This is a genomic window from Pseudorhodobacter sp., from assembly GCF_030452865.1.
Classification (GTDB): domain Bacteria; phylum Pseudomonadota; class Alphaproteobacteria; order Rhodobacterales; family Rhodobacteraceae; genus Pseudorhodobacter.
The window spans coordinates 1-24,283 of record NZ_JAKDLJ010000009.1 but is presented as its reverse complement, the minus strand read 5'-3'; the positions used below and the strand labels follow the sequence as shown (position 1 = coordinate 24,283).

Annotated in this window: 25 protein-coding genes and 1 riboswitch; of the genes, 8 read left to right on the top strand and 17 right to left on the bottom strand. The window is 59.8% G+C overall.

What is annotated here, in order from left to right:
• Window positions 1–720: tRNA (guanosine(46)-N(7))-methyltransferase TrmB (locus L0H65_RS01455; RefSeq protein ID WP_301456982.1), on the bottom strand; the 720-nt coding region annotated here is incomplete at its 3' end.
• 181 nt (window positions 721–901) lie between these two features.
• On the opposite strand from L0H65_RS01455, the gene aroQ reads away from it, so the two are divergent.
• From aroQ to L0H65_RS01440, 3 genes are all read left to right on the top strand, one after another.
• Window positions 902–1,339 carry a type II 3-dehydroquinate dehydratase gene (gene aroQ / locus L0H65_RS01450; protein ID WP_301456981.1) on the top strand — a complete coding sequence of 146 codons (438 nt, stop codon included), beginning with the start codon at window positions 902–904 and terminating at the stop codon, window positions 1,337–1,339.
• Between the two features lie 3 nt (window positions 1,340–1,342).
• Window positions 1,343–2,107 (top strand): HpcH/HpaI aldolase/citrate lyase family protein, encoded by a 765-nt coding sequence (locus L0H65_RS01445; protein ID WP_301456980.1) that lies wholly within the window; start codon window positions 1,343–1,345, stop codon window positions 2,105–2,107.
• Between the two features lie 119 nt (window positions 2,108–2,226).
• Complete coding sequence (locus L0H65_RS01440) at window positions 2,227–2,847, top strand: YdeI family protein (protein ID WP_301456979.1); 621 nt, start codon at window positions 2,227–2,229, stop codon at window positions 2,845–2,847.
• A gap of 200 nt (window positions 2,848–3,047) precedes the next feature.
• On the opposite strand, the gene metK is transcribed toward L0H65_RS01440, so the two are convergent.
• The 8 genes from metK to miaB form a co-directional block, all read right to left on the bottom strand.
• Entirely contained in the window at window positions 3,048–4,214 is a 1,167-nt protein-coding gene (gene metK / locus L0H65_RS01435) for a methionine adenosyltransferase (RefSeq protein ID WP_301456978.1), read from the bottom strand.
• Between the two features lie 7 nt (window positions 4,215–4,221).
• A riboswitch (SAM-SAH riboswitch) is annotated at window positions 4,222–4,269 on the bottom strand.
• A 33-nt stretch (window positions 4,270–4,302) separates the two neighbouring features.
• Window positions 4,303–5,811, bottom strand: coding sequence for an apolipoprotein N-acyltransferase (lnt, locus tag L0H65_RS01430; protein WP_301456977.1), 1,509 nt, complete (start codon window positions 5,809–5,811; stop codon window positions 4,303–4,305).
• A 7-nt stretch (window positions 5,812–5,818) separates the two neighbouring features.
• Window positions 5,819–6,757, bottom strand: coding sequence for a hemolysin family protein (locus L0H65_RS01425; RefSeq protein ID WP_301456976.1), 939 nt, complete (start codon window positions 6,755–6,757; stop codon window positions 5,819–5,821).
• A gap of 38 nt (window positions 6,758–6,795) precedes the next feature.
• A complete protein-coding gene (gene ybeY / locus L0H65_RS01420) occupies window positions 6,796–7,305 on the bottom strand; it encodes an rRNA maturation RNase YbeY (RefSeq protein WP_301456975.1) in 510 nt (169 codons plus the stop codon).
• Window positions 7,289–8,308, bottom strand: coding sequence for a PhoH family protein (locus L0H65_RS01415; protein ID WP_301456974.1), 1,020 nt, complete (start codon window positions 8,306–8,308; stop codon window positions 7,289–7,291). The genes ybeY and L0H65_RS01415 overlap by 17 nt, the downstream gene beginning before the upstream one ends.
• 240 nt (window positions 8,309–8,548) lie before the next feature.
• Window positions 8,549–8,923: a hypothetical protein gene (locus tag L0H65_RS01410; protein WP_301456973.1), complete on the bottom strand. Its 375-nt coding sequence runs from the start codon at window positions 8,921–8,923 to the stop codon at window positions 8,549–8,551.
• A 17-nt stretch (window positions 8,924–8,940) separates the two neighbouring features.
• The gene (locus L0H65_RS01405) at window positions 8,941–9,483 is read right to left on the bottom strand and encodes an OmpA family protein (protein ID WP_367651964.1); all 543 of its coding nucleotides are present in this window, start codon (window positions 9,481–9,483) and stop codon (window positions 8,941–8,943) included.
• 199 nt (window positions 9,484–9,682) lie between these two features.
• Window positions 9,683–10,990 carry a tRNA (N6-isopentenyl adenosine(37)-C2)-methylthiotransferase MiaB gene (gene miaB, locus L0H65_RS01400; protein ID WP_301456972.1) on the bottom strand — a complete coding sequence of 436 codons (1,308 nt, stop codon included), beginning with the start codon at window positions 10,988–10,990 and terminating at the stop codon, window positions 9,683–9,685.
• 168 nt (window positions 10,991–11,158) lie between these two features.
• Between miaB and L0H65_RS01395 the strand changes: the two genes are divergently transcribed.
• Entirely contained in the window at window positions 11,159–12,028 is an 870-nt protein-coding gene (locus L0H65_RS01395) for a hypothetical protein (protein WP_301456985.1), read from the top strand.
• Window positions 12,029–12,206: 178 nt separating this feature from the next.
• Here L0H65_RS01395 and L0H65_RS01390 read toward each other — a convergent pair whose 3' ends face one another.
• The 4 genes from L0H65_RS01390 to L0H65_RS01375 form a co-directional block, all read right to left on the bottom strand.
• On the bottom strand, window positions 12,207–12,530 hold the full coding sequence (locus L0H65_RS01390) for a hypothetical protein (protein WP_301456971.1): 324 nt from the start codon (window positions 12,528–12,530) through the stop codon (window positions 12,207–12,209).
• A gap of 289 nt (window positions 12,531–12,819) precedes the next feature.
• Window positions 12,820–14,166 (bottom strand): glutamate--cysteine ligase, encoded by a 1,347-nt coding sequence (locus L0H65_RS01385; protein ID WP_301456970.1) that lies wholly within the window; start codon window positions 14,164–14,166, stop codon window positions 12,820–12,822.
• Window positions 14,167–14,226: 60 nt separating this feature from the next.
• Window positions 14,227–14,775, bottom strand: a complete 549-nt coding sequence (locus L0H65_RS01380; RefSeq protein ID WP_301456969.1) for a hypothetical protein — start codon at window positions 14,773–14,775, stop codon at window positions 14,227–14,229.
• Window positions 14,772–15,500, bottom strand: coding sequence for a 16S rRNA (uracil(1498)-N(3))-methyltransferase (locus tag L0H65_RS01375; protein ID WP_301456968.1), 729 nt, complete (start codon window positions 15,498–15,500; stop codon window positions 14,772–14,774). Before L0H65_RS01375 ends, L0H65_RS01380 begins: the two co-directional genes overlap by 4 nt.
• Window positions 15,501–15,511: 11 nt before the next feature.
• Between L0H65_RS01375 and ubiA the strand changes: the two genes are divergently transcribed.
• From ubiA to L0H65_RS01360, 3 genes are read left to right on the top strand one after another with little or no spacing between them, the layout of a single operon-like run.
• The gene (ubiA, locus tag L0H65_RS01370) at window positions 15,512–16,486 is read left to right on the top strand and encodes a 4-hydroxybenzoate octaprenyltransferase (RefSeq protein ID WP_301456967.1); all 975 of its coding nucleotides are present in this window, start codon (window positions 15,512–15,514) and stop codon (window positions 16,484–16,486) included.
• Window positions 16,487–16,543: 57 nt separating this feature from the next.
• Window positions 16,544–18,676, top strand: coding sequence for an OmpA family protein (locus L0H65_RS01365; RefSeq protein WP_301456966.1), 2,133 nt, complete (start codon window positions 16,544–16,546; stop codon window positions 18,674–18,676).
• A gap of 45 nt (window positions 18,677–18,721) precedes the next feature.
• Window positions 18,722–19,054 carry a hypothetical protein gene (locus L0H65_RS01360; protein WP_301456965.1) on the top strand — a complete coding sequence of 111 codons (333 nt, stop codon included), beginning with the start codon at window positions 18,722–18,724 and terminating at the stop codon, window positions 19,052–19,054.
• 113 nt (window positions 19,055–19,167) lie between these two features.
• Here the strand turns inward: L0H65_RS01360 and L0H65_RS01355 are convergent, their stop codons facing one another.
• Window positions 19,168–19,977 carry a protein-disulfide reductase DsbD domain-containing protein gene (locus L0H65_RS01355; protein ID WP_301456964.1) on the bottom strand — a complete coding sequence of 270 codons (810 nt, stop codon included), beginning with the start codon at window positions 19,975–19,977 and terminating at the stop codon, window positions 19,168–19,170.
• A 159-nt stretch (window positions 19,978–20,136) separates the two neighbouring features.
• Between L0H65_RS01355 and L0H65_RS01350 the strand changes: the two genes are divergently transcribed.
• Window positions 20,137–20,691 (top strand): YqgE/AlgH family protein, encoded by a 555-nt coding sequence (locus L0H65_RS01350; RefSeq protein WP_301456984.1) that lies wholly within the window; start codon window positions 20,137–20,139, stop codon window positions 20,689–20,691.
• Between the two features lie 48 nt (window positions 20,692–20,739).
• Here the strand turns inward: L0H65_RS01350 and L0H65_RS01345 are convergent, their stop codons facing one another.
• The 3 genes from L0H65_RS01345 to L0H65_RS01335 all read right to left on the bottom strand — a co-directional run bounded on the left by L0H65_RS01345 (window position 20,740) and on the right by L0H65_RS01335 (window position 24,045).
• Complete coding sequence (locus L0H65_RS01345; protein ID WP_301456963.1) at window positions 20,740–21,432, bottom strand: fumarylacetoacetate hydrolase family protein; 693 nt, start codon at window positions 21,430–21,432, stop codon at window positions 20,740–20,742.
• A gap of 78 nt (window positions 21,433–21,510) precedes the next feature.
• Window positions 21,511–23,082 (bottom strand): serine hydrolase, encoded by a 1,572-nt coding sequence (locus tag L0H65_RS01340; RefSeq protein WP_301456983.1) that lies wholly within the window; start codon window positions 23,080–23,082, stop codon window positions 21,511–21,513.
• 243 nt (window positions 23,083–23,325) lie between these two features.
• Complete coding sequence (locus tag L0H65_RS01335) at window positions 23,326–24,045, bottom strand: HAD family hydrolase (protein WP_301456962.1); 720 nt, start codon at window positions 24,043–24,045, stop codon at window positions 23,326–23,328.
• Window positions 24,046–24,283 lie beyond the last annotated feature (238 nt).

Genomic DNA, 24,283 nt, shown 5'->3' with positions numbered 1-24,283 from the left:
GGGAGTGTCCTGGTCGTCAATCCGCAGATAGGTCAGATAATGCTGCGGGCGACCGTCGCGGATTGCCTTTTTCTCATATCGCGTTGAAATCCAATCTTCCCAAGGCGTGTTTGATTGGCGGGTCAGGCTGAAACCTGCCTGCGGCACCTCTTGCAGGGCCTGGCGCACATAGTCATCAATATCGGTAGCGATGCGGAACTCCGCCCCCGGTTTCAACACACGGGCCAAAGGTTGCAGGTGGTCCTGCGTCACAAAGCGCCTGCGGTGGTGGCGGGCTTTCGGCCAGGGATCGGGATAGTTGAGAAAGGCTTTAGCGAATATCGCATCCGGCAGCACGTCGAAAAGCTCCCGCACATCGCGCGGATAGACGGCGAGGTTCGTTACCCCCGCTTGCCGGATTTTCCCCAGAAGCATGGCAACGCCGTTAATGAACGGTTCCGCACCGATGATGCCGATGTCAGGATTGCGGCTGGCCATATGCACCAGATGCTCACCACCGCCAAAGCCGATTTCCAACCACAGAGGGCGCGTATCGCCAAAGATCGCGCCGGCGTCAATCGGGGAACGATCCGGGTTTTCTTCCGGCCCGGTGCCTTTCGGACGCAGCGCCCCCAGATCCTCAGCCAGATAGGCTTTCTGGCTGTCGCGCAGGGTTTTGCCATGAGCACGACCATAGAAATTCCGTCGCTCCAGTTTGGTCTTGGCGTGGTCTTCGGACATGCTGCCCCCTTGCTGCGGGGCGCGGCCTAACCTGTGGGGGGCCGGGCGTCAAGTCATCGGCTTTGACGCGCGTGACGGTGGGCGGAGCCTCCGGCGGAGGTATTTTGGCCAAGATGAAGGCTGGGCGTTGCAATTTCGTTATGCCGGGGCGAATGTTGGCGTGATCTTGCAAAGAGCGATAGTGATGACAACGATTTACATTCTGAACGGGCCGAACCTGAACCTTCTGGGCCAGCGCCAGCCCGAGATTTACGGGCATGAGACGCTTGCCGATGTGGAAAGGGGGTGCCGCGCGATGGCCAAGGAACTGGGTGTGGACGTGTTATTCTTCCAGTCCAATCACGAAGGCGCGATCATCGACACCATTCACGAGGCGCGGCAAAAGGCGGCGGGGATCGTGATCAACCCCGGTGCCTTCACCCATACATCGGTCGCAATTCTCGACGCTTTGAACGCTTTTGACGGTCCCGTGATCGAGGTTCATATGTCCAATATCCACAAGCGCGAAGCGTTTCGCCATCACTCCTACATCTCTGCACGCGCCGAAGGTGTGATTGCGGGCTTCGGAACCGACGGCTATCAAACCGCCCTCCGCCATCTTGTCAAATTGTTGGGATAAACCATGGACCTGCCGAAAAACCATTTCAAAGCCGCACTGAAATCGGGCAAGCAGCAGATCGGGCTTTGGGTTTCGATTGCCAATGCCGCCTCTGCCGAGGCGGTGGCGACCTGCGGGTTTGACTGGGTGATGGTGGACACCGAGCATACACCGAATGACCCAGCGCAGGTGCAGGCGATGCTGCAAGCCATGGCACCCTATCCCACCCATGCAGGTGTGCGCCCCGGTTGGAATGACCTGGTGGAGATCAAACGATTGATGGATGTCGGCGCGCAGACAATCCTGGTGCCTTATGTACAATCAGCTGAGGAGGCGCGGGCGGCGGTGAATGCGGTTTTGTACCCACCGTTTGGGATGCGCGGTGTGTCGGGACTGTCGCGAGCAAGCCGTTTCGGATCAATCCCCAACTACACTGCGATCGCGAATGCCGAAGTTTGCCTTTTGGTGCAGGTCGAAACCAAAACTTCGTTAGATCAGATCGAGGCGATTGCAGCGGTTGAGGGCGTGGACGGCATTTTTATCGGCCCTGCGGATTTGGCGGCCTCTCTGGGCTATCCGGGGCAGTTGAGCCACCCGGAGGTAAAGGCGGTGATCCTTGGCGCCGTGCGCAGGATCAAGGCGACGGGCAAGGCGGCTGGCATTCTCAGTTCCGACCCGGCGTTTTTGCGCGAGGCGGTGGCGGCGGGGACGACATTTACAGCGGTCGGGCTGGACATCGGTGTACTTTTGACCGGTGCCAAAGCCTTGGTGGCGGCGTGGAAAGCATAGCACCAGCACGCAGTTCTTGCCGCAAACCGGAAACAGAAATGCGCGCCGCACATAGGGGCATCGAAATTCTGTGACGCCCCGCGCGATTGGCGTCGAGCGAGTTAGGATCAGGGAAACGCATGATCACCGAAGTTGAGGATTTTTTCACCAAAGGGTGCGGGCGCTGTTCACGCTTTGCGACCAAAGATTGCTCGGTTCAACTTTGGCGCGATGGCCTGGCGGGCCTTCGGCAAATTTGCAACGATCTCGGGTTGACTGAAACCGTGAAATGGGGTCATCCGTGCTATATGCTGGCGGGACGAAACATCGTGCTTCTAGCGGCCTTCCGCGACGATTTCCGCATCAGCTTTTTCAACGCGAGCCTGTTGAAAGACCCGGAAGCCATACTGGAAAAGAACGGCCCCAACACTCGGACGGCCAGCGTGATCCGGTTCACCGATGCGGCACAGGTGGACGAGATTGAACCGGTGATCCGGCTCTATCTGCAAGAAGCGATGCGTTATGCCGAAGCAGGTATCAAGCCGGAGAACGTCGCGAGCGAGTTGGAATTGCCGCCCGAATTGTCAGATGCGCTTGATTCCGATCCGGAACTGGCCGAGGCGTTTCACGCCCTGACGCCGGGGCGGCAGAAAAGCTACGTCATCAACCTCAACTCAGCGAAAAAGCCTGAGACGCGCAGGTCGCGGATCACCGGGTTTCGGGATAAGATCATCGCTGGAAAAGGCGCTTTGGATCGTTGATCGGGCGGTCCGAATGCGCGTTATCCTGCCGCAAGACACCTTTCAAAAGCTCTTGGCCCCGATGTTTGCGGCGCCCAGAGCATTTCGGCTTCAGCTTGGAAGATCAAGCATCAGCCGACGCGTTGAAATCACTTATTTCAGGCAGCGTTGGCTGATTCAGATTCAAGTTGAAATGCTTTATCGACTACATCTCAATACAATCAGAAGGGCTTTTTCAGCACATCCACCAGATCTATCTTTTCCCAACTGAAGCCGCCGTCCGCATCCGGCGCGCGGCCGAAGTGGCCATAGGCGGAAGTGCGGGCGTAGATCGGTTTGTTCAGCGCAAGATGGGTACGGATGCCGCGCGGCGTCAGGTCCATCGCGCCCCAGATAACCTTCTCCAACTCGTCATCCGGAACATTGCCGGTGCCATGGGTATCGACATAGATCGACATTGGCTTGGCAACACCAATCGCATAGGAAAGCTGAATCGTGCAGCGTTCGGCCAAACCAGCGGCCACCACGTTTTTCGCCAGATAGCGCGCAGCGTAGGCGGCCGATCGGTCGACCTTGGTCGGGTCTTTGCCCGAAAACGCGCCGCCACCGTGGGGGGCAGCACCGCCGTAAGTATCCACGATGATCTTGCGTCCGGTCAGGCCGGCGTCACCATCCGGACCGCCCACCACGAACGTCCCTGTCGGGTTCACCCACCATTCGGTGTTGGGCGTCATCCAGCCCGCTGGCAGAACCTCACGGATATAGGGCTCGACAATCGCACGGATGTCGTTGCTCGTTTGCTTTTTGTGCTCATGCTGTGTCGACAGAACGATGGAGGTAACCTCTACCGGCTTGCCATCCTCATAGCGCAAGGAAATCTGCGACTTCGCATCAGGGCGCAAGGTACTTTCCTTGCCGGATTTGCGCACTTCGGCCAGACGCCGCAAGATCGCGTGGCTGTACTGGATCGGGGCCGGCATCAACGCATCGGTTTCCGAACAGGCATAGCCGAACATGATGCCCTGATCGCCGGCGCCATCCTTGTCCACACCTTGGGCGATATGCGCGGATTGTTCATGCAGGTAGTTGTGAACCTTCACATCCTGCCAGTGAAACTTCTTCTGTTCATAGCCGATGTCACGAATACAATCGCGAACGATGCCTTCGATGTTGCCCATCATTTCCTTGAGCTTGTCATCGTCCGCAAGACCGACTTCCCCGCCCACCACCACGCGTTTGGTGGTGGCAAAGGTTTCACAGGCGACGCGCGCGTTGGGTTCTATCGCGATGAACGCATCCAGAACCGCATCCGAAATCCGGTCGCAGACCTTGTCGGGATGGCCCTCTGAAACGGATTCAGAAGTAAAAACATAATTGTTTCGTGACATGGGGAAGTGCTCCGTTGATTATCTTCGTCACGCCAGGAAGCCGTTGTGACGATTTATTCCATCCGCCTATGCTTGCGGCTGTAGCAAGTCAAGCCTTTGGCCGCTTTCGGCGCAGCACCAATGCTGCACAAAGGCCAAGCAGCAACAAGAACATCGACCAATCGCCGGTGCGCGCGTAGATCGTTGGGGGCAGGCTGGGGGGAAGCCGCGCGTCAAGAAAGCCCGACACGCCAAGCCCAAGCTGCGTCACGATCTTGCCGCGCGCATCAATCACTGCCGAGACGCCGGTATTCGCCGCGCGCAGAAACGGCAGACCCTGCTCGATCGCGCGCAATCGCGCCTGCGCCAGATGCTGCCATGGCCCTGTCAGATTGCCGAACCATGCGTCATTGGTGATCTGCAAAATCCACGTCGCCCGCGTCGGTGCAGCCCGCAAGTCCTGCGGAAACACCGCCTCATAGCAGATAAGCGGCAAGACATGGCCCAACGGCGCGCCAAGATCGAGCACCGCAGCACCCGCCCCGGCAGAATAGCCCGCACCTTGCTGCGAGGCAAAAGCCGAAATGCCAAAAAGGTTGTAGGCGAGGTTTCCAAACGGGATATATTCTCCGAACGGAACCAGATGATGCTTGTCGTAGCTTTGGCTGATGCGCCCGTCCGGCGACACAATCGCCATCGTGTTGTAGCCCCGATTGCCATCGACCCGTTGAATCCCGATGGCCAGTTGCGCGCCTTGCCCCGACGCCGCAATCGCGGCCACCAGCCGGTCATCGCCACGCAGCAGATAGGGAACCGAGGTTTCGGGCCAAACCACCAGATCCGGGCGCGGCTGATCTGCCGCTGGGGCGGCGGCGCTCAACTCCAGCAGACGTGAAAAATAGAGTTTCGCGCGGTCTGGCTGCCATTTCAGATGTTGCTCTGCGTTGGGTTGCACCAACCGGATAACCGGCGCATCGGGTGCAGGGGACGGGGCCGCCGGTTGCATCGCACCATAACCAAAGGCAAGCGCAATCAGAACGGCGGAACCGGCAAGGCCCGGCCAGCGAAAAGTGACGGGCAACGCCGCGACCACCGTGGTCAAAAACGTCAAGCCGATAGGCCCTGCAACTGCGGCCAATTGCGCCACCGGGGTATCCACCCAGACATGCCCGATCAGCGCCCATGGAAACCCGGTCAAGACATAGCTGCGTGCAAGTTCCACGCCGCAAAACAGCACCGCCGCCGCCAATACGCGGCGCGCAGGGTTGCCGCCGACACGGTGCGCCGACCCCGCCGCCGCCGCCCAGAACAGCCCCAGACCGAAGGGTAGCAACAACAGGACGAAAGGGATCATCCAGCCGTAGGTTTCCGGTTCCACCAGAAACGGTTCCACGATCCAGGACAGCGCCAGCATGAAATAGCCGCCGCCCAGAAACAGGCCAAGCCATGCCGCCTGCCCCGCCGATGCTGCGCGCGCTATCAACAAAAAGCCAACGGAAAGCGCGGGAAGCGTCAGCCACCAAAAGCCGAGCGGCGCCTGACCCAAGGCCATCACTGCGCCAAGGCCAAAGGCGGCCGCGGCCAAACGCCAACCCGGCCAAGCCCGAAAAAGCTTCATATCGCGATCAACCTTGCAGCACCGCTGCGGGTTCGGCTTTTGCTGCAATCTGACGCGCGATGGCATCCGGCAAGCGCACCCTTATCCGTTTGATCCGGCGCGGGTCGGCATCGACAACCTCGATCTTTGCCCCCGATTCATGCGGAATGATTTCACCCCGCGTCGGAATCCGACCGGTGCGCAAAAAGACCAGCCCGCCCAGAGTATCTATATCGCCGTCATCCTCACCATTGCGCAGCGGCAGGCCGAGGGCTTGCTCAAACTCATCCAGCGGCGTGTTGGCGGCGGCAAGGAACACACCTTGCGGATCTTCTTTCCACAGCACGCCTTCAACCTCGTCATGTTCATCCTCGATCTCACCAATCACGGTTTCGATCAGGTCTTCGATGGTCACCAACCCATCAACCCCGCCGTATTCGTCGATGACCAGAGCCATATGCACCCGATCCTTCTGCATCTTCTGCAACAGCACCCCGACCGGCATCGACGGCGGCGCATACAGGATTGGCCGCACCATCTTGCGCAGGGAAAACCGACCCGGCGCCCCGCCAAAGCCGTATTGCAGCGCAAGATCCTTGAGCATCACCAGCCCAACCGGATGATCAAGCGTGCCCTTGAACACCGGCACCCGGCTGAAACCGTCTTCGCGAAACACCGCGACCAGCTCATCCTTGCCAATACTCAGGGGAACGGCGGTGATTTCAACCTTGGGGATCGCGACATCATCTACGCGCAGCCTGCGCAGGTTGGCAATGCCATGCGTTGCCCCATTGGCCGGGCGCACCGGTCCCTGCACCGGGGGGTCTTCACCCACGGCCATTTGTTCAGCCGGATTGAGCGCATCGAATATCCGACCAAAGAATCCTCGTTGCGGCGGCTCATCATCTTGATCCGCAGAGCCCTGCGCTTCTGGCGCGGCAACCGGCCCGTTATTCGTACTACCCATCTGTCCTTTTCCAAAAATTATCACCCCGATATCGGGCTTCAACCATCATATGGGTCAGAAATACCCAAGGTTTCAAGTATGCGCGCTTCCGTCGTTTCCATCAATGCGGCATCCCGCTCATCGACGTGATCATATCCGAGAAGATGCAACAGACCATGAATGATCAGATGCGTCACATGATCGGCTGTCGGCTTACCCGCCGCTTCGGCCTCCGCAAGGCAGGTTTCCCATGCAAGGGCAATGTCGCCAAGGCTTTCGGGGTCATCCTCCGTCCCCGGTTCGGGCGGTTCGGGCGCTTCTCCGGCGGATCGCGCCGAACGGTCATCGGACGGCCATGAGAGCACGTTTGTCGGCGTGGGTTTGGCACGAAAATCGGCATTGAGCGCGGCAATTCTAAGGTCGTCGCAGCCCATCAGGCAAAGCGTGAAACCGCGCAACGGAAGCGCAAGCGTTGTCAGTGCTGCGGTAACAGCACGGGTTGCCAGCGCGGGAAGGGCGATGCCCTCCCAGCGCGGGTCTTCGATGATCGTGTCAACCAGAGGCTCCATCATGCGCCTCATACGCCTCGATGATGCGGGCGACAAGCGGGTGACGCACGACATCCTTGGAGGTGAAGTAGTTGAAACTGACCCCCCGCACCCCGTCCAGAATACGTTCGGCATCCGCAAGCCCCGATGCCTGGCCTCGCGGCAAGTCGATCTGGGTCCGATCCCCAGTGATCACCATGCGGCTACCCTGCCCCAAGCGGGTCAGAAACATTTTCATCTGCATGGTCGTCGCATTCTGCGCCTCATCCAACACCACAAAAGCGTTGGACAGCGTGCGCCCGCGCATGAAGGCAAGCGGTGCGATCTCAATGCGCTTTTCCTCCATCAGCTTGGCGAGTTGTTTTTGCGGCAGGAAATCATTCAGCGCGTCATAAAGCGGCTGCATATATGGGTCGATCTTTTCCTTCATGTCGCCGGGCAGAAAGCCCAAACGCTCCCCCGCCTCGACCGCTGGACGCGACAGGATGATCTTGTCGACCGCACCCGCCAGAAACATGGTGACGCCTACTGCGACGGCAAGATAGGTCTTGCCGGTCCCAGCCGGGCCAATGCCAAAGCCCAATTCGTGGTCGAAAAGATTGGCGACATAGGCTTTCTGCGCTTCTGTCCGTGGCTGTACCGGCTTTTTCCGGGTGCGAAGTTCATATTTCTCGCCGCTGAACAACTCGATCTGATCGGTGCCGGCGAGCTGCCGATCCGGCATCGGTCGCCCCATGCGGATCGCGCCGTCGATATCGCCCGCCTCCAACCCGCGCCCTGCTTCCAGCCGCGCATAAAGCGCCGATAGCACACCCGCAGCCAATTCGCGGGAGGCGGCGTCACCGATCACCGCCAAGCGGTTACCACGGCGCAGGATATTCACACCTGTTTGCTGCTCAATGACGGCAAGGTTTCGGTCGAACTCTCCACAAAGCTCAATCAAAAGCCGGTTTTCGGGAAACTCCAACAGGGTTTCTGCACCCTCTTGCGTTGGCGATGGCGGGGTCAGCGCGCTGATGCCCAAGGAGATCTCCTTCTTCCTGATGGGTAAGCAATGAGTTTGGCCAGTCAAGATGGCCTGTTATAAATTGTGGGGTCGCGAAGGCGGCAAAACAAGCGTCATTGCAAAGGCGCACATGAAATGGCGACAGTATGCGCATATTTGGCAACATTTTGCCTTCGACCCTCCGACAACGCGAAAAGGGCCACAGCTTGTGCTGCGGCCCTTTGCTTTCGTGACTCGAAAGGTTGCGTGACACGCCAATCAGCGGCGGACAACCACGGTTCTGCGGCCATGGCCGGAAACCCGATCCTGAATCCCTTCGGTGCCGCTTTGATAGTCGCGCAGCACGGTGCCCGGCGGGTAAAGGTTGTTGCAGATCGGCAATCCCGACGCTGGGTCATAACGCGGCGAGGCATAGCCTTCCAACCCGTCATCAATCACCCAGTTCTGGCATCCATCCGGGTCATAAGCGATGGCCGCGCGGCCATTCTTCAAGACGCCGGTATCCCAGCCTTGGTCCTGCCCGGTGGCGATCACCGAACTGGATCCGCGATAGGCTTCCGTGCCTTCAAAGCCTTCGCCCGCGACACAGCCTGAAAGCACCACAGCGGCAACCAGACCCGCGCTCATTTTCATTGCGTTGATCATATTTGTTACCACCTGTAGCAAATGATTTCGACGCGGCGGTTCTTTTGCATACCCGCAGCGGTCGAGTTGGAGGCGATTGGCTGGCTTTCGCCATAACCCATCTGGCGTTCCACCATTGCCCCGACGGAGCGGGCAACATTGCCCACCGCAGCAGCGCGACGTTCTGACAGCGACTGGTTGTAGCTGTTGGATGCGCGGCTGTCGGTATGACCATAAATGGCATAACCGAAAGCATCGGTGCTTTGGAAGAACTGGCGCAGACGATCACGGCCATAACCCGTCAGGTTTGCACTGTCTGTCGCGAACAATGTGTCGGTGTTTTCCACCAGACAGGTGTTCTTTTTCAGGCAGACCGGCTTGCCGGTCTTGGGATTCCGGCGCGGAACCATATAGCCTTCAAGGCCACCATCGGCCCACCAATGCATGCAGCCGTCATCATCAACCCACACGCCCCATTCAATCTGGCCGGAGACCTTGGGCTGCGCGACAACCGGCTGTGCCCCGGAAAGACCCAACGCTAGCGCAGCCCCCCCGATCATCATTTTCATTGTACTACTGAACTGTCGTTTCACGTTGGCAACCCCCCCGGGCTTTCCGCAGACTCATTGATATGATTCAGAATTGCAGCCCATCCGTTCAATTGTAAAGCAAAAATCGGCGACCTTATCGCATTTCGACACCATTTGTTGCGGTTTTGACCTCAATGACGTGTATATCTGCGAATTTGTGGTGCGCTGGAAACCCAAATCACCCCACGCGACGACCACCCAGCGAATTGGATTTGGCATCGGTGATCCGCACCCGCGCCAACTCCCCGACCTTGCCAGAGGGATCGTCGACATGCACGGCATGCAGATGTTGCGATTTGCCCACCATCTGGCCCGGCTGCCGCCCGGCTTTCTCATAAAGAACATCGACTTCCTGCCCGACCATCGCTTGCTGACCAGCGCGTTGCTGCGCTCCCAGCAACGCCTGCAATTCCTGCAAGCGCGCGTCGGCCACATCCGAATTCACATCCGGCTTTTCCGCAGCAGGTGTCCCCGGCCGGGCCGAATATTTGAACGAATAGGCCATGCCGTAATTGACCTTGCGGATCAGCGCCAGCGTCGCCTCGAAATCCGCATCGGTTTCACCCGGAAAACCAACGATGAAATCGGAAGTCAGCAGGATATCCGGACGCGCGGCCCTGATCCGGTCCAGAACGCGCAAATAGTCAGCCGCCGTATGCTTGCGGTTCATCGCCTTCAGGATGCGGTCGGACCCGGATTGCACCGGCAAATGCAGATAAGGCATCAGTTGCGGGCAATCCCCATGCGCGGCAATAAGATCATCTTCCATGTCGTTGGGGTGACTGGTCATGTAGCGCAGACGCAATATCCCCTCGACTTGCGACAATTCCCGGATCAGACGCGCCAAGCCATAGCCATCGGCGCGATAGGCGTTCACATTCTGGCCCAAAAGCGTCAACTCGCGCACCCCGCGCGCCGCAAGGTTGCGCGCCTCGGCCAGCAGGCGTTCGGGCGGCCGCGACACTTCGGAACCGCGCGTATAGGGCACCACGCAAAAGGCGCAAAACTTGTCGCAGCCTTCCTGAACCGTCAGAAAGGCACTCGGTCCGCGCATCGCCTTGCGTTCGGGCAGATGGTCAAACTTGTCCTCAGGCGGGAATTCGGTATCAATCGCCCGCTCCCCCCGCTGCACCTTGGCTTCCATCTCCGGCAGGCGGTGATAGCTTTGCGGGCCAACGACCAGATCGACCAGTGGCATCCGGCGTAAAATCTCTGCACCTTCGGCCTGTGCCACACATCCCGCCACGGCAACCTTCAGGTTGGGGTTCGCTTCTTTCGCCGGGCGCAACCGGCCCAGATCGGAGAACAGCTTTTCCGACGCCTTTTCGCGAATGTGACAGGTGTTGATCAACACCATATCGGCATCTTCCACCGTATCGGTGGCGACATAACCCTTTGTTCCAAGGCTTTCAGCCATACGTTCACTGTCGTAGACGTTCATCTGGCACCCATAGGTTTTGATGAACAGCTTTTTCGCCTCGGTCATGGCAGACACCCTTTGCAATCAGCGGCACTTCTACTCCTTGCGCCCGGCGCCCGCAACATCGCCCAAGCCGTCCGCGCGGAAAGCGACGCTCTCCCCTTGCGCGCCATCGGCTGCCTGCCTTAACTTGCCACAGGGATGCAACCGGCATCCGCCAAGACCGAGGACGGGATGCGCTACACCACATTGGCAGCTTTTCTAAGCACCGGCAAAGCGGCGCTGCGCGTGGGGCCGGTTGCCATCATCCTCGCCGAAGACGCCGTAGAGGTAGAAAGCACGCTGCTGCACCATCTTGACGCCGGCTTTGCGACGGTCCTGCTGCTGACCCATCCCGATATCAGCGTTCTGGAAACCGTCGAGGCGCAGACCCATCGCATCGACTATGAAACCCACCGCGAAGGTGCGTTATTGAACGCCGTTAACACATTGATCGAGGCGGCACCGGGAACCTGGTTCTACTACGGCTTCAATGCCGAATACCTGTTTCACCCGTTTTGCGAAAGCCGCAACATCCGCGAAATGCTCGCCTTCCACGCGGAGGAACGGCGGGATGCGATGCTCAGCTATGTCATTGATCTTTATGCCGGTGATCTTGACCGCTTCAGCAATGCCGTCTCACTCGAAAGTGCCATGCTGGATCGCTCCGGCTATTACGCGCTTGGCCGCCCCGACCCCGAAAACCACAACCACCCGAGGGAGCGGCAGTTGGATTTCTTTGGCGGGTTGCGCTGGCGGTTTGAGGAACATATCCCCGTCGCCCGCCGCAAGATCGACCGCATCTCCCTGTTTCGCGCCAAACCGGGGCTGCAATTGCGCGGTGATTTCACCTTCAATGATGAAGAATACAACACCTACGCCTGCCCCTGGCACAATAACATCACAACTGCGGTTGCCTCATTCCGCACCGCGAAAGCGCTGAAAACCAATCCCGGTTCCCGCTATGACATCCATGATTTCAAATGGCGCAACTCGATCAAGTTCGAATGGCACAGCCAGCAGTTGATGGATCTTGGCCTGATGGAACCGGGGCAGTGGTTCTGATCGCCGCCTTCCGCTGGTGTGAGGTGCGGTCGATCACGACATAGACTTGGGTTTGGCTGAATGATGTCTCGATCTGCTGAAACTGGCGGTCCAGAACGACCCGATCCGCTGCAATGATCACCGTGTCGAAGATGGGGCGATCTGCATCGTCAGGCAGGGTCGCCGGATGATGTGCGGCCTAGGCGATTGTACTCGACTTACCCGAGCCAGCCGAGTGCTGAAACGGATAGTTTTGCCGGGCACTGTTGTGCTTGGCATCCTGAATCAACATCTGAACCGCATCAAGCTGCTGATAAGGCGACCAGATCGTCAGGCGATTTACCTGCCCGTTGGGCTGTTCGACCTCGCCCATAAGGACAAAGCCATACAGAATGTCCAGCACGATTTCGCGCGATAAGGCGGCCTTTCTGGCACCAATGTCACTGCAGAGATAGACGATACGGAACTCATTGGCGACGGCCGGATTGTTCGCACCACCATCGCTGCTGCCGTTAAACGGCAAGATCCTAGGGGGCTAACTATTTCTGCTTCTGTAAGGGTCAAACGGTCAACCTCCGCCGCACGCTTTTCGCGCGCGTGAACAAGCGCGTGTTGAAATTTGAGAGTCACAAACCCATCATAACGCGCTCCAAAGTTTCCAAATCGGAGGCAACTTTGATCCGGAGGGCACTTTCGGACTCGCAATGAGACATCATTGCAAAGGTATGCAGGCTTTTCACCTTCGCCTACGCAATGAGTAAAACCCGCATCCCCTGACTGCATCAGTTCGCAGATTGAACACAGTTGCTGCCCTACAGCCGCGCAGCCTGATAAATCCGGTCCAGATCGCCCCCCCATTCGCCGTGATAAAGTGACAGATAGCGATCGGCCTGGGTAACGCCGGTTTTCAGGCTTTCGACCAGCGGGGCAAGATAGGCTTCCTCCCCGTGGCCCCGCGCGGCAAGGCCCGCATGTGACAGGCCAACGGCGGCGCGGGCAAGGTCGATCAGCTTCACTCCGCCCGCCACGGCTTGCAAGGCGGACACCGAGGCGCCGACGCGCAGCCCTTCGCGGGTTTCCGCGTCAAACCCTTTGACCAAATCCCAAGCCGCATCCAAAGCCGCAGAATCATACATCAGCCCGACCCAGAACGCAGGCAGTGCCACCGTGTAATCGCGGTTGCCCATATCGGCCCCGCGCATTTCAATAAACTTCTTCACCCGCGCTTCGGGGAACACGGTTGTCATATGGTCGGCCCAATCCGAAAGCGACGGCTTTTCACCGGGCAGCGCAGGCAATTCACCGTTCAGGAAAGCGCGGAAGGATTGGCCCAAAGCATTAAGGTATTTGCCGTCGCGATAGACAAAATACATCGGCACATCCAGTACCCAATCAGCATAGCGTTGAAACCCCATGCCATCCTCAAACACAAACGGCAGCATCCCGGTGCGTGAACCGTCCAGCCCGCGCCAGATGCGACTGCGCCATGATTTATGGCCATTCGGCTTGCCCTCAAAGAACGGGGAGGAGGCGAAAAGTGCGGTCGCCACCGGCTGCAACGCCAAGGACACCCGCAGCTTCTTGACCATATCCGCTTCTGACGCGAAGTCGAGGTTCACCTGCACCGTACTGGTGCGATACATCATCTGCGTGCCATGGGTGCCGACATGCCCCATATAATCCGTCATCAACCGGTAGCGCCCTTTCGGCATCCGGTCCATCTGCTCATGCGTCCATTCGGGTGCGGCCCCCAAGCCGAGAAAGCCCACGCCCATCGAGTCAGCCACCTGGCGAACCTCCGCCAAATGGTTGTCGAGTTCAGCCGCGACCTCTCCCACCGTTTTCAGGGGCGCGCCAGAAAGCTCAAACTGCCCGCCGGGTTCAAGGCTGACATTGGCACCGTTGCGCTCCAACCCGATCAGATGGCCCTGTTCGGACACCGGCGACCAGCCAAAACCATCGCGCAACCCCTCCAGCAGCGCGCGCACGGAGCGCGGGCCATCATAGGGAAGCGGCAAATGGCTGTCGGTCAGAAAGCCGAACTTCTCATGCTCGGTGCCGATGCGCCAATCTGCGGCGGGCTTGCAGCCGCTTTCGATATAGGCCGCAAGCTGGTCATGACTCTCGATCGGGCCGCCACCGGATTGGGGAATAGACATGGGCGCGCGCTCCGTTTCGGTGGTTACAGTTTCGGCAATAGCCCTGTCGTTTTGCAGCCCTCAAGTCAAGACTGCGCGCGCAGGATGACGCCAGATCACGCGGGTGTCAGCCGCCACCACAAGCGCGCGCGCCTTTCCGGCGGCCGATGGCGGGGCCAATGCAGCGACCAAAGCGCCGGTATCCATGCCCGGCAATGCGGCGAAAGCATCAAACAAACCTTCGGCCCCTTGTGCGCCCACCGGGATCAGGAGAGCCTGCCCGTCTGATTGTTTCAACCGCCACATTCGCCGTCCCTGCGCAGTGATCAAGCGCAATTCGGTCATCTCACGCAGGGCGACAGAGCCGCCGATATTCGGGCCGAAATAGCTGATTTGACCTTCAAGGAGTTCCACGATTCCTGGTGCTTCACCGCTTTGGGCAAAGCGCAGGCGCCGCCACGACAACACGCCAAAGCCCGTCGCCACAACGGCAAGCACTGCGCCGAGCGGCATCAGAAGAAAGCCACCCAACGCCATCAGCCACAGGCCAAGCAGTGCCATAAATATCGCCACGATGACTTCGCGCCAACGCCAAAGGCCCCCGCGCACCTCAGGCCGGATCAGGGTCATTTCCAATCCCCCAGATGCGCCTGCCACAAGGTCAGCGCCGCCACCGCCGCCGTATCAGCGCGCAGGATGCGGGGGCCGAGGCTGGCTTGCACGACCTGCGGCATTGCGGCAAGCAGCACTTGTTCGCTTTCCGAAAACCCACCTTCGGGGCCGATCAGAATGGCCCAAGGGCCAGGTGCGCCGCCTTTCGGCAGCGCCTCTGCCACACCGGCCAGATGTTCGTTGCACCACAGAATCCGGCGATCTGGCGGCCAATCGGCCAGCAGCTTTCCCAACGGAATCACATCATCAACCTGCGGCACGAAAGTTCCGCCGCATTGCTCTGCCGCCTCCGACGCATGGGCGCGCAGCTTGTCGACACGAATGCGGTCGGCGCTGGTGAACCGGGTTTGTACGGGGATAATCCGCGCCGCCCCCAGTTCGGTCGCTTTTTCGACGATGAAATCGGTACGGGCCTTCTTGATCGGCGCAAACAACAACCAAAGGTCCGGCGGCGACTGCAAAGGCGCTGTTTGCGCCGCGCAGACCAGCAAGCCCTTGCGCTTGCCGGCTTCGGCCACATCAGCGCGCCATTCGCCGTCGCGCCCGTTGAAAACCAGAATCGCAGCACCCACCCCCAACCGCATCACGGCAAAAAGGTAATTGGCCTGTGCCTCATTCAGGGCGATGACTTGCCCCTGCCCAAGCGGCTGATCTACAAAGAGTCTGATTTTCGCATTTGCCATGAGGACAAGTTATGACCGGGACGCCGCAAATGCCAGAGGCCAGTGTCGTCGCGGATGCACCGCCCGGCAATTGGGTCGACCGATTCGCACCCCACAGCACCCGCCCCTATCTGCGGCTTAGCCGCGCGGACCGCCCTATCGGCACATGGCTGTTGTTGATCCCTTGCTTTTGGGGGTTGGCGTTGGCCGCCTCGGCTGATCCGGCGGGCTACCGGCTTTTCGATCTGTGGATCCTGGTCGGCTGCACCTTGGGCGCCGGGTTGATGCGCGGCGCCGGCTGTACCTGGAACGACATCACCGACCGCGATTTTGATGGCGCAGTCGCCCGCACCAAAAGCCGCCCGATTCCCTCGGGGCAAGTCTCCGTCAGGCAGGCCCTGGTCTGGATGGTGGCGCAGGCGCTGCTGGCGGCGGCAATTCTGTTCACCTTCAACGCCACGGCGATTCTGCTTGGCATAGCCTCACTTGCATTGGTGCTGATCTATCCGTTCGCGAAACGCTTTACATGGTGGCCGCAGGTGTTTCTGGGCTTTGCCTTCAACTGGGGCGCATTGGTGGCTTGGGCCGCGCACAGCGGCAATATCGGGCTGGCCCCATTCGTGCTCTGGCTGTCGGGTATCGCGTGGACACTGTTTTACGACACCATCTATGCCCATCAGGACAAGGAGGATGACGCGCTCATCGGCGTCAAATCCACCGCCCGGCTGTTTGGCGATGCCAACAGCAAGGCTTGGTTGCGTGGGTTTATGGTAGCGACGGTGCTGCTGATGACCATTGCGGTTTTGCTGGCCTTGCTGCTGACGGGTGCCGCCCTGCCGAAGCTGCTGCTTGCGCTGATCGGCGTCTGGGGCTTTGGCTGGCATATGACGTGGCAGTTGACCCGGCTGGATACCACCAATTCAGTCGGCTGTCTGACGCTGTTTCGCAGCAATCGAGATGCGGGGTTTATTCCTGCGCTATTTCTTGCCGGTTCGGCACTCCTTTGATTGATCCTTTCCGCCCAAGGTTCTAAGGAACATCCTGACATCGCAAGAAGTGACCTGATGCATCTTCGCAAAACTGTGCTTACCATCGCCGCCGTGCTGGTTGCGGGCCTGCTCGCCTCTTTGGGGGCATGGTGGTCTGCATTGGCAATTGAGCGTCGCTCCGCTGCGGCTGTCACCTCCCGCTTGCTCAGCGATGGCATCACATGGGCCACGGTAGAGGCGAACGGTTTGCAGGTGCGCCTGATCGGCACCGCTCCGAATGAGGCGGCACGTTTCCGCGTGGTGAATATGGCAGGCTCCGTCGTGCAGGCCTCCCGCGTGCGCGATGAGTTGGACGTGACGGCGATGCGCGCGATCGCAGCGCCACGATTCTCGTTGGAGATCCTGCGCAATGACGACGGGATTTCGCTGATCGGACTTGTTCCGGGCAAAGAGGTGGACGTAGCCCTGCTCGAAAAGGTCTCGGCGCTGACGGATGCCCCGGTGTCGGATATGCTGGAAAGCGCAGACTACGCGGCCCCGGATGGATGGGATGAGGCGCTGACATTTGGGCTTGCGGCGCTGAAACTGTTGCCGCGATCCAAAATCTCCATCGCGGCCGATCTGGTAGAGGTAACGGCTATTTCCAAAAGCGCCGACGAAAAGCGCAAATGGGAAAGCGATCTCGCCCGTCTCGCGCCAACCGGGTTGAGCCTGCGGATGAATATCACCGCGCCGCGCCCGGTGCTGACGCCATTTACCCTGCGCTTTGTGAAGGATGCCGATGGCGCAAGGTTTGATGCCTGTTCTGCCGATACCGAAAAAAGCCGCAGCCGCATCATCCGCGCCGGGGTCGCCGCGGGGGTTACGGCAAAAACCACCTGCATCGTCGGTCTGGGCGTGCCGACCCCGCGCTGGGCCGAAGCCGCCGAAGCCGGGATCAAAGCCGTCAGCGCGTTGAGTGCTGGCACCGTCACATTCTCCGATGCCGATGTCACGCTGCTCGGCTCGGTTGATACCAGCCAATCCGACTTTGACCGCGTGGTGGGGGAGTTGCAGGCGCAATTGCCGCCGGTGTTTTCACTGGAAGCGACCTTGCCGCCGAAACCATCTGCGACGCCCGCCGGCCCGGTGGAGTTCACCGCCGCGCTGGATGAACAAGGCAAGGTGCAGTTGCGCGGCCGCTTGTCCGATGAGGTGTTGCGCGATGCGGCAGACAGTTATGCCCGTTCGCAATTCGGCGCCGACCGGGTTTATACCGCGACCCGGCTTGACGATGATTTGCCCGACGGTTGGGCCATCAGGGTGCTTGCGGGTCTGCAATCCTTGGCGCAATTGCACCATGGCATGCTTTTGGTGCGCGCTGACACCGTGGAGCTGTCCGGGGTGACGGGCAAGCCTGACGGTCGCGACCAAATCTCACGCATCCTGTCTGGGCAATTGGGGCAAGGCAAAACCTTCCGCATCAACGTGACGTATGACGAGAAGTTCGACCCGCTCGCAGCCCTACCAACACCCGAAGAATGTGCGGCGAGCATGAATGCGGTGATGAAACGACAAAAGATCACCTTCGCGCCCGGTTCCGCCGAAATTGACGCGACCGCGGGCAAGATCATCGACAGTCTTGGCGAAGTGCTGAACACCTGCCCTCCGTTGGAGTTGGAAATCTCCGGCCATACCGACAGTCAGGGGTCCGAAGGCGGCAACCTCGCGCTCAGTCAGGCGCGGGCCGAAGCAGTATTGACCGCGCTGCAAGGGCGCAGGCTGGATGTGACCTCTTTCATCGCGAAAGGCTACGGCGAGCAAACGCCGATTGCGACCAATGACACCGAACAAGGGCGCGAGGACAATCGCCGGATTGAGTTCAAGCTTCTCAGCAAACCCGAACCTGTCGCGGAGCCATCGCCCGTCGATCTGGCAGAAGCTGCGGTTGCCGCAGCCGAAGCGGACGGCACAGCAATAGGCGTGAATGACGCCATGGATCCACTGGCGGAAGCTGATGTCACCGACGCACAGATCGACGCTGGAACAACGGTCGGTGGCTCCGGCGACGGTGAGTCCGGTTCCGGTGACGGAGACCCGGCGGCAGTGGATGATACCGGAGCTGACGCCACGCCAATCGCCGACGGTGATCAGGAATTCATCTTTGAGCCAAGCGACGAAAAATGGCGACGCCCGAAACCAAATCCGCAAAACCTGGGGACGGAGTGATCCGCCCGCTTGTTTCACCGCAATTCAAACGATAAAAGCCGCAGCATGAACCGTACAGAATTCATCATCGCCACGACCATCATTCTTTTCGTGGCTTTCATGCTCGGGTGGTTCACCCATTGGCTGCTGCACCGTTTCACCCGTGTTGCGGGGGGGGACGTGACCGAGGTAGACAACCTTGCCCAATCGCTGCACGAAGCCGAGGAAATGCGCGATCAAGCCATCCTCTATCTGGAGCAGCGCGAGGCGGAACTGAGCAACCAGATCAGCCAGACCGAGGCAGAGCTGCGTGCCGCGATGGAAGGGCTGCGCGAGGCACGTCACGAGGCCGAGGAAATGCGCGCCTATATCGAGCGGATGCACAGCACCACGTCCTGAGCGGGTTTCTTCTCAAGGTGTTTCTGCTTGATGCTGAACAACAAATCGCTGCCCCTCGTCTTTTGCCCACACGCGAATTGACAGGCTGATTGCGTCAGTCGATTCGAAGCGCATCAGGGTGCGGCGCAGCCCTGAATCTCGACCGCGCGATGTTTCCCCAGCACGGTCAGCACAATCGCATCGCGCTGCAATGCCATCACACCGCCCGGCGCAATCAGATCAACCACGGCGCGCAACTCGTTGCCGTTGCGACTGACATCAGCTGGCGAAACCCAAACGCCGTCGATCCCCGGTTCCACCACCACCACTTCCGGCCCGCCAGTTGACGGCATCTGCATCAGGGCGGTCAGTTTCATGCCACCCTTTTGCGGCACCATCGCACAGGTAACGGTTTTCAGTCCGGCCTCCTTGACCGTCGATGGTCGTTGCCGCAACGCGCGGTTGATCGCGGGGTCCGTGGCACCGGGGCGCGGCAGTTCGGCGGCGACCTCAAACGAGGCTGGCACACAGATATCGGCACACACGCCCAAATCCACCGCAGCCTTCAACGTCAGCGGTTGCGCCGGATCGACAGGGACAATTTCAACCGGCAAAACGAATTCATGGCTGTAGCCGATGGTTTCCATCCCGCCAACGTCGAACACCTTGGGGCGCGGCCAGTGGATTCGTACCGATTTGACATTGCGCGATCCTGACCAGTCAAAGCTGGGCGGGATGCCATTGTCGCCCGGTGCCCGCCAATAGGTTTTCCAACCGTCTTTCAGCGCAAGGTGAAACGCGACCATCTGATTGCCGCTGTCCATCCGCCAACCTGTCCGCAGTTCAGCCGTGAAAACATCGGTTTGTGCCTGCCCTGCACCGGGCAGTCCGAAGCCGGCAATCACCGCAAGCGTTGCGAACAGGGAGGCGTGTCTTGGAATCATATGGCTCCATAGCCGTTTCCGCCGCCGCTTCACAATCACTTTGCGGCGAGAGCACTGTTACATCCGACAAAAGCGGCGATCCGCTGCCATCACTTCATTTGAGGGCTTGAGCCTTTCTCACGCCCGCCCCATGTTGGTTTGATGAGAACAAGTGATGACATGAACCTGACCGGGAAACTGCTGATCGCCATGCCCGGCATGGCGGACCCGCGCTTCGAGTCCTCCGTCATCCTGATCTGCGCCCATTCCGCGAATGAAACCATGGGGCTGATCATCAACAAGCCCATCAATGATCTGGATTTCACCGCGCTGCTGAAACAATTGAAGATCCCGGAGCTGCCGGAAAGCCGTGGCATATCGGTGCATTTCGGTGGCCCGATGGAACGCGGGCGCGGGTTCGTGCTGCATTCGCCCGAATATGCTGCCAAAGAAGGCACGATGCGGATTTCGACTAGTTACGGCATGACCGCAACCCAGGATATCCTGCGCGCCCTTGGCCGGGGTGAAGGGCCAAAGGCCGCGCTGCTGGCGCTTGGCTATGCCGGTTGGGGGCCGGGTCAGCTTGAATCAGAGATTTTGCGCAATGACTGGCTGACTGCCGATGCGCCGGCTGATCTCGTGTTCTCGGATGAGGATGCGACGAAATGGGGGGCTGCGTTGCGGCAGATGGGGGTAGATCCGTCGGCACTTTCCTCCGCCGCCGGTCACGCCTGACGCGCCACGATTTTTCGTCGAAAAATCAGACCCCCGAGATGCTGGTCACTATCCCACCGTCACGGACGCGGGCGACAGGCCATCAATCTCCACCACGCAGGTTTGCCCGGACGCAATCGGGCCAACCCCGGCAGGCGTGCCGGTCATGATCAAATCGCCGGGTTCCAGCATGACAAAGCGCGACAGGAACGCGATCACATCCGCAACCGGCCAGATCATTTCCGCCAAATCGGCATCCTGTGTCAGCTTGCCATCGACCATACAGCGGATACGCCCTTGCGGAACCACCCCATCCGCCGCCCGATGCACCAGCCCGATGATGGCGGAATGGTCAAAGCCCTTGGCCATATCCCAGGGCCGCCGCGCCGACTTTGCCGCCGCCTGAAGATCGCGCCGGGTCAGATCGTTGCCAGCGGCATAGCCCCAGACATGCAAAAGCGCGTCTTCGCGGGCAATCTCTGCCCCGCCCATGCCGATGGCGACGACCAGTTCCGCCTCGTGGTGCAGATCGGAAGTTTGCGGCGGATAGGGGATATTTGCACCGCTTTCCACCACCGCATCGCCGGGTTTGGTGAAAAAGAACGGCGGTTCCGCATCCGGGTCATGCCCCATTTCGCGCGCGTGGTCGGCATAGTTGCGCCCGACACAGAATATCCGTCGCACCGGGAAACGCGCCGACATTCCGGCAACGGCCAGGCTGGGTTGCGACGGTGCGGGAATAACAAGAACGGGTGTGGGCATGATGGCTCCTCGGGTGATGCGATGCGTCACCTGACTGTTTCCGAAGCCTGTACCAAATTCAAGCCTTGGCGGCGCTTCTCATGGCCCGATGGTGAAACATTGCACCGCGCGGGCTTGCAGCCTGCGGCAGGCGAGATCAGCCTGATCCCGCTCCAACCCCATGAAATTCGCGTCATAGCCGCCTTTACGTTCCACAACCTTGCGCAAACCGTCACGCAATGTCGTGCTTTCGCTCAGAGCGGTTTTCATCAGCGCGCGCTCTGCCGAGCTGCGCGACGCAAAGCGCCCGAGGTTTACACCCCAATGCCTGCCGCCCGAGGTCGCAACCCGTGTCACGATAACCGGCGCCGCTTTGGGGCGTTCAGGCCGTGCCGCCTCTGACGAGGCCAATAGAAGTTTCGCCGGACGCCGTGCCGGTGCGACCTCGGGGACAACCGCGCTCACCAGCCCCACCTCCTCCGATGTATCTGCCGATATCGTCGCAATCTGCTCCGGCTCCGGCGCCAGTTCTGCCTCAACCACCGGGCGCGGTTCTGGCCGCGCCGCAGCGACAACGACAGCCGCCGCAATTTCGGCTTTCGGCACTTCTGGTGTCGGCACCGCTGCGGGGGCGGTCGCTGCGGCCAAGGCCCCGGCGATGCCGTCTTGCATCGCCATAACTGCCACTGCCGTTGCTTCCACCTTTTCGGCACTGACCGGGCGTGACCGTGGCCGAGGTGAGGTCTGGAGTGATGTCACCAGCCGGATCGTCTTGCCTGCGCTGCGCCCGTTGCCATTGCCTTGCGTCGCGTCATCGGGATTGCTCGCGACTTCGACATCTCCGGCAGGCAGGTTTGCGGGGGCGGGTCTGCGCACGTCGACATCGTTGCGGGCTTTGCCAAAACCCAGATCCAGCAGTTCCGCCATCTTGGCATTGCGCCAGGCGGTGGATTGGCCACCAAACACCGTTGCGATGATCCGCTTGTTGCCGCGTTCCGCCGATGCCGTCAGGTTGAACCCCGCCGCAGAGGTATAACCTGTCTTGATACCATCCGCGCCTTTGTAGGCATCCAGAAAGCGCCGGTTGGTGTTGCGGACTGTCGCAATTTGCGCATCTGTCGAGCGGCGGGAGAAGATGTTGTAGTATTCAGGGAAATCATAGAACAACCGCCGCCCCAGCATCGTCATGTCGCGCGCCGTAGAAAGATGCCCGGCGCGCGTCAGCCCGTTGGCATTCTTGAACGTAGAATTCCGCATTCCCAAGGCAACCGCTGTCCGATTCATCCGATCAGCGAATCGCGCCTCGTTCCCACCGAGCGCATCGCCCAAAGCCGCCGCAGCGTCATTGGCCGATTTCACCGCTGCTGCACGGATCAGATAGCGAACCGCGATCTGTTGCCCGGCGCGCAAGCCCAGTCGGGATGGCGGCTGTGATGCGGCGTTCTTTGACACCGTGACCAACGTGTCCAATGAAATCTCGCCGCGGCGGATCGCATCGAAGGTGATGTAAAGCGTCAGCATCTTTGTCAGCGACGCCGGATGCAGCCGTGCATCCCCATTGCTTTCATACAGGGTTTCGCCACTTCGGGCGTCAATCACGACCGCCGCGAAGGGGGCCGCGCGACCCTGGTTGATCGACGCTGCCGCAATCAGAGTTGCCAAAGCGAGCATAAGAAAGATACGGGCGAATAGCCCTTGAAGCGATGCCACGTCGCTGGTCCCTTGTTCCTGCCTCAAATTGCCCCGGATTTTTTGTGGGGCTTGTCTGCTTCGTTCGAACGTAGCACGGGTTTCGTATCCGCGAAACCCAAAAGTTGCTTATACTTTCAATGGGTTTTGCCGCGTTCTTCACAACCGGCGCGAATGTGCCCAAATCTGGGGGGCGGCGATGATGGGACCCCAAGCAGTAGGGGTTCACCCACGAGTGCCAGAATGCAACGCTTGCAACAAAGCTGACAAATCGCCCAGATCGGGCAGGCTGTGAAAGCGCGGATGGCCGGTTGGCGGCTCTGCCCGTTCCAATGCCCAAGGCTCCCCATGCGGCACATGCACACCCCAACCGCCGGTTTCAATCACCGGTAACACGTCGGATTTCAACGAGTTGCCGACCATCAACACTTCCTGCGCGGTGGTGCCGTGCCGCGCAAACAGCCGCCGATAGGCGGTGGGGGTCTTGTCCGACACGATCTCAACGCCGTGAAACAGATCGCCAAGGCCCGATTGTGCCAGCTTGCGTTCCTGATCCAGAAGGTCGCCCTTGGTGATCAGCAACACACGATATTCCCGCGCCGCCGCTGCGACCGCTTCTTGCGCATGGGGCAGCAATTCTATCGGATGGTTCAGCATCTCCCGCCCTGCTGCCATCAATTCGGCGATGACCGAAGCAGGCACATGGCCTTCTGTCACCTCGATCGCCGCTTCGATCATCGACAACACAAACCCTTTGATACCAAAGCCATATTGCCCCAGATTGCGCCGCTCGGCTGCCAGCAAACGCTCATGCAGGTGGTCCGCTTCGGCATAATCTGCCAGAAGCCCGGTGAAACGATCCTGGGTCAGGCGATAGAATGCCTCATTCTGCCACAGGGTATCGTCGGCATCGAAACCGACAGTTGCGATTGGCTTGGCCTGCATCAGTTCCCCATTTTGAATCCTCGCGCAGCATCGCGCCATTCGAACGCGGGTTCAACCCGATCCGGCGCCCGAATCGCGCACCACGCCCGCCCCCCTTTTCGCGCGGACAAAAAAGGCTATATTGGGTGGGCAACGCCGAAACGCGAATCCACCCTGACGGAGCATCCCCTTGTCTTACACCCCTTTCCAGATGTCTGAGAAGCCGGATGGGACCGATGGCGATGCCTCGCTGCTGGCG

Bases quoted from the DNA above. Each gene is read 5' to 3' on its own strand.
- L0H65_RS01380 (WP_301456969.1), bottom strand. From the start codon at position 14,775: ATGACCCTGATCCGGCCTGAGGTGCGCGGGGGCCTTTGGCGTTGGCGC.
- L0H65_RS01375 (WP_301456968.1), bottom strand. From the start codon at position 15,500: ATGGCAAATGCGAAAATCAGACTCTTTGTAGATCAGCCGCTTGGGCAG.
- L0H65_RS01405 (WP_367651964.1), bottom strand. From the start codon at position 9,483: ATGAAAATGATGATCGGGGGGGCTGCGCTAGCGTTGGGTCTTTCCGGG.
- metK (WP_301456978.1), bottom strand. From the start codon at position 4,214: ATGTCACGAAACAATTATGTTTTTACTTCTGAATCCGTTTCAGAGGGC.
- L0H65_RS01355 (WP_301456964.1), bottom strand. From the start codon at position 19,977: ATGATTCCAAGACACGCCTCCCTGTTCGCAACGCTTGCGGTGATTGCC.
- miaB (WP_301456972.1), bottom strand. From the start codon at position 10,990: ATGACCGAGGCGAAAAAGCTGTTCATCAAAACCTATGGGTGCCAGATG.
- L0H65_RS01345 (WP_301456963.1), bottom strand. From the start codon at position 21,432: ATGCCCACACCCGTTCTTGTTATTCCCGCACCGTCGCAACCCAGCCTG.
- ubiA (WP_301456967.1), top strand. From the start codon at position 15,512: ATGACCGGGACGCCGCAAATGCCAGAGGCCAGTGTCGTCGCGGATGCA.
- L0H65_RS01335 (WP_301456962.1), bottom strand. From the start codon at position 24,045: ATGCAGGCCAAGCCAATCGCAACTGTCGGTTTCGATGCCGACGATACC.
- L0H65_RS01425 (WP_301456976.1), bottom strand. From the start codon at position 6,757: ATGGGTAGTACGAATAACGGGCCGGTTGCCGCGCCAGAAGCGCAGGGC.
- L0H65_RS01395 (WP_301456985.1), top strand. From the start codon at position 11,159: ATGCGCTACACCACATTGGCAGCTTTTCTAAGCACCGGCAAAGCGGCG.
- L0H65_RS01365 (WP_301456966.1), top strand. From the start codon at position 16,544: ATGCATCTTCGCAAAACTGTGCTTACCATCGCCGCCGTGCTGGTTGCG.
- L0H65_RS01350 (WP_301456984.1), top strand. From the start codon at position 20,137: ATGAACCTGACCGGGAAACTGCTGATCGCCATGCCCGGCATGGCGGAC.
- ybeY (WP_301456975.1), bottom strand. From the start codon at position 7,305: ATGGAGCCTCTGGTTGACACGATCATCGAAGACCCGCGCTGGGAGGGC.
- lnt (WP_301456977.1), bottom strand. From the start codon at position 5,811: ATGAAGCTTTTTCGGGCTTGGCCGGGTTGGCGTTTGGCCGCGGCCGCC.
- L0H65_RS01340 (WP_301456983.1), bottom strand. From the start codon at position 23,082: ATGCTCGCTTTGGCAACTCTGATTGCGGCAGCGTCGATCAACCAGGGT.
- L0H65_RS01360 (WP_301456965.1), top strand. From the start codon at position 18,722: ATGAACCGTACAGAATTCATCATCGCCACGACCATCATTCTTTTCGTG.
- L0H65_RS01385 (WP_301456970.1), bottom strand. From the start codon at position 14,166: ATGTCTATTCCCCAATCCGGTGGCGGCCCGATCGAGAGTCATGACCAG.
- L0H65_RS01440 (WP_301456979.1), top strand. From the start codon at position 2,227: ATGATCACCGAAGTTGAGGATTTTTTCACCAAAGGGTGCGGGCGCTGT.
- L0H65_RS01445 (WP_301456980.1), top strand. From the start codon at position 1,343: ATGGACCTGCCGAAAAACCATTTCAAAGCCGCACTGAAATCGGGCAAG.
- L0H65_RS01410 (WP_301456973.1), bottom strand. From the start codon at position 8,923: ATGAAAATGAGCGCGGGTCTGGTTGCCGCTGTGGTGCTTTCAGGCTGT.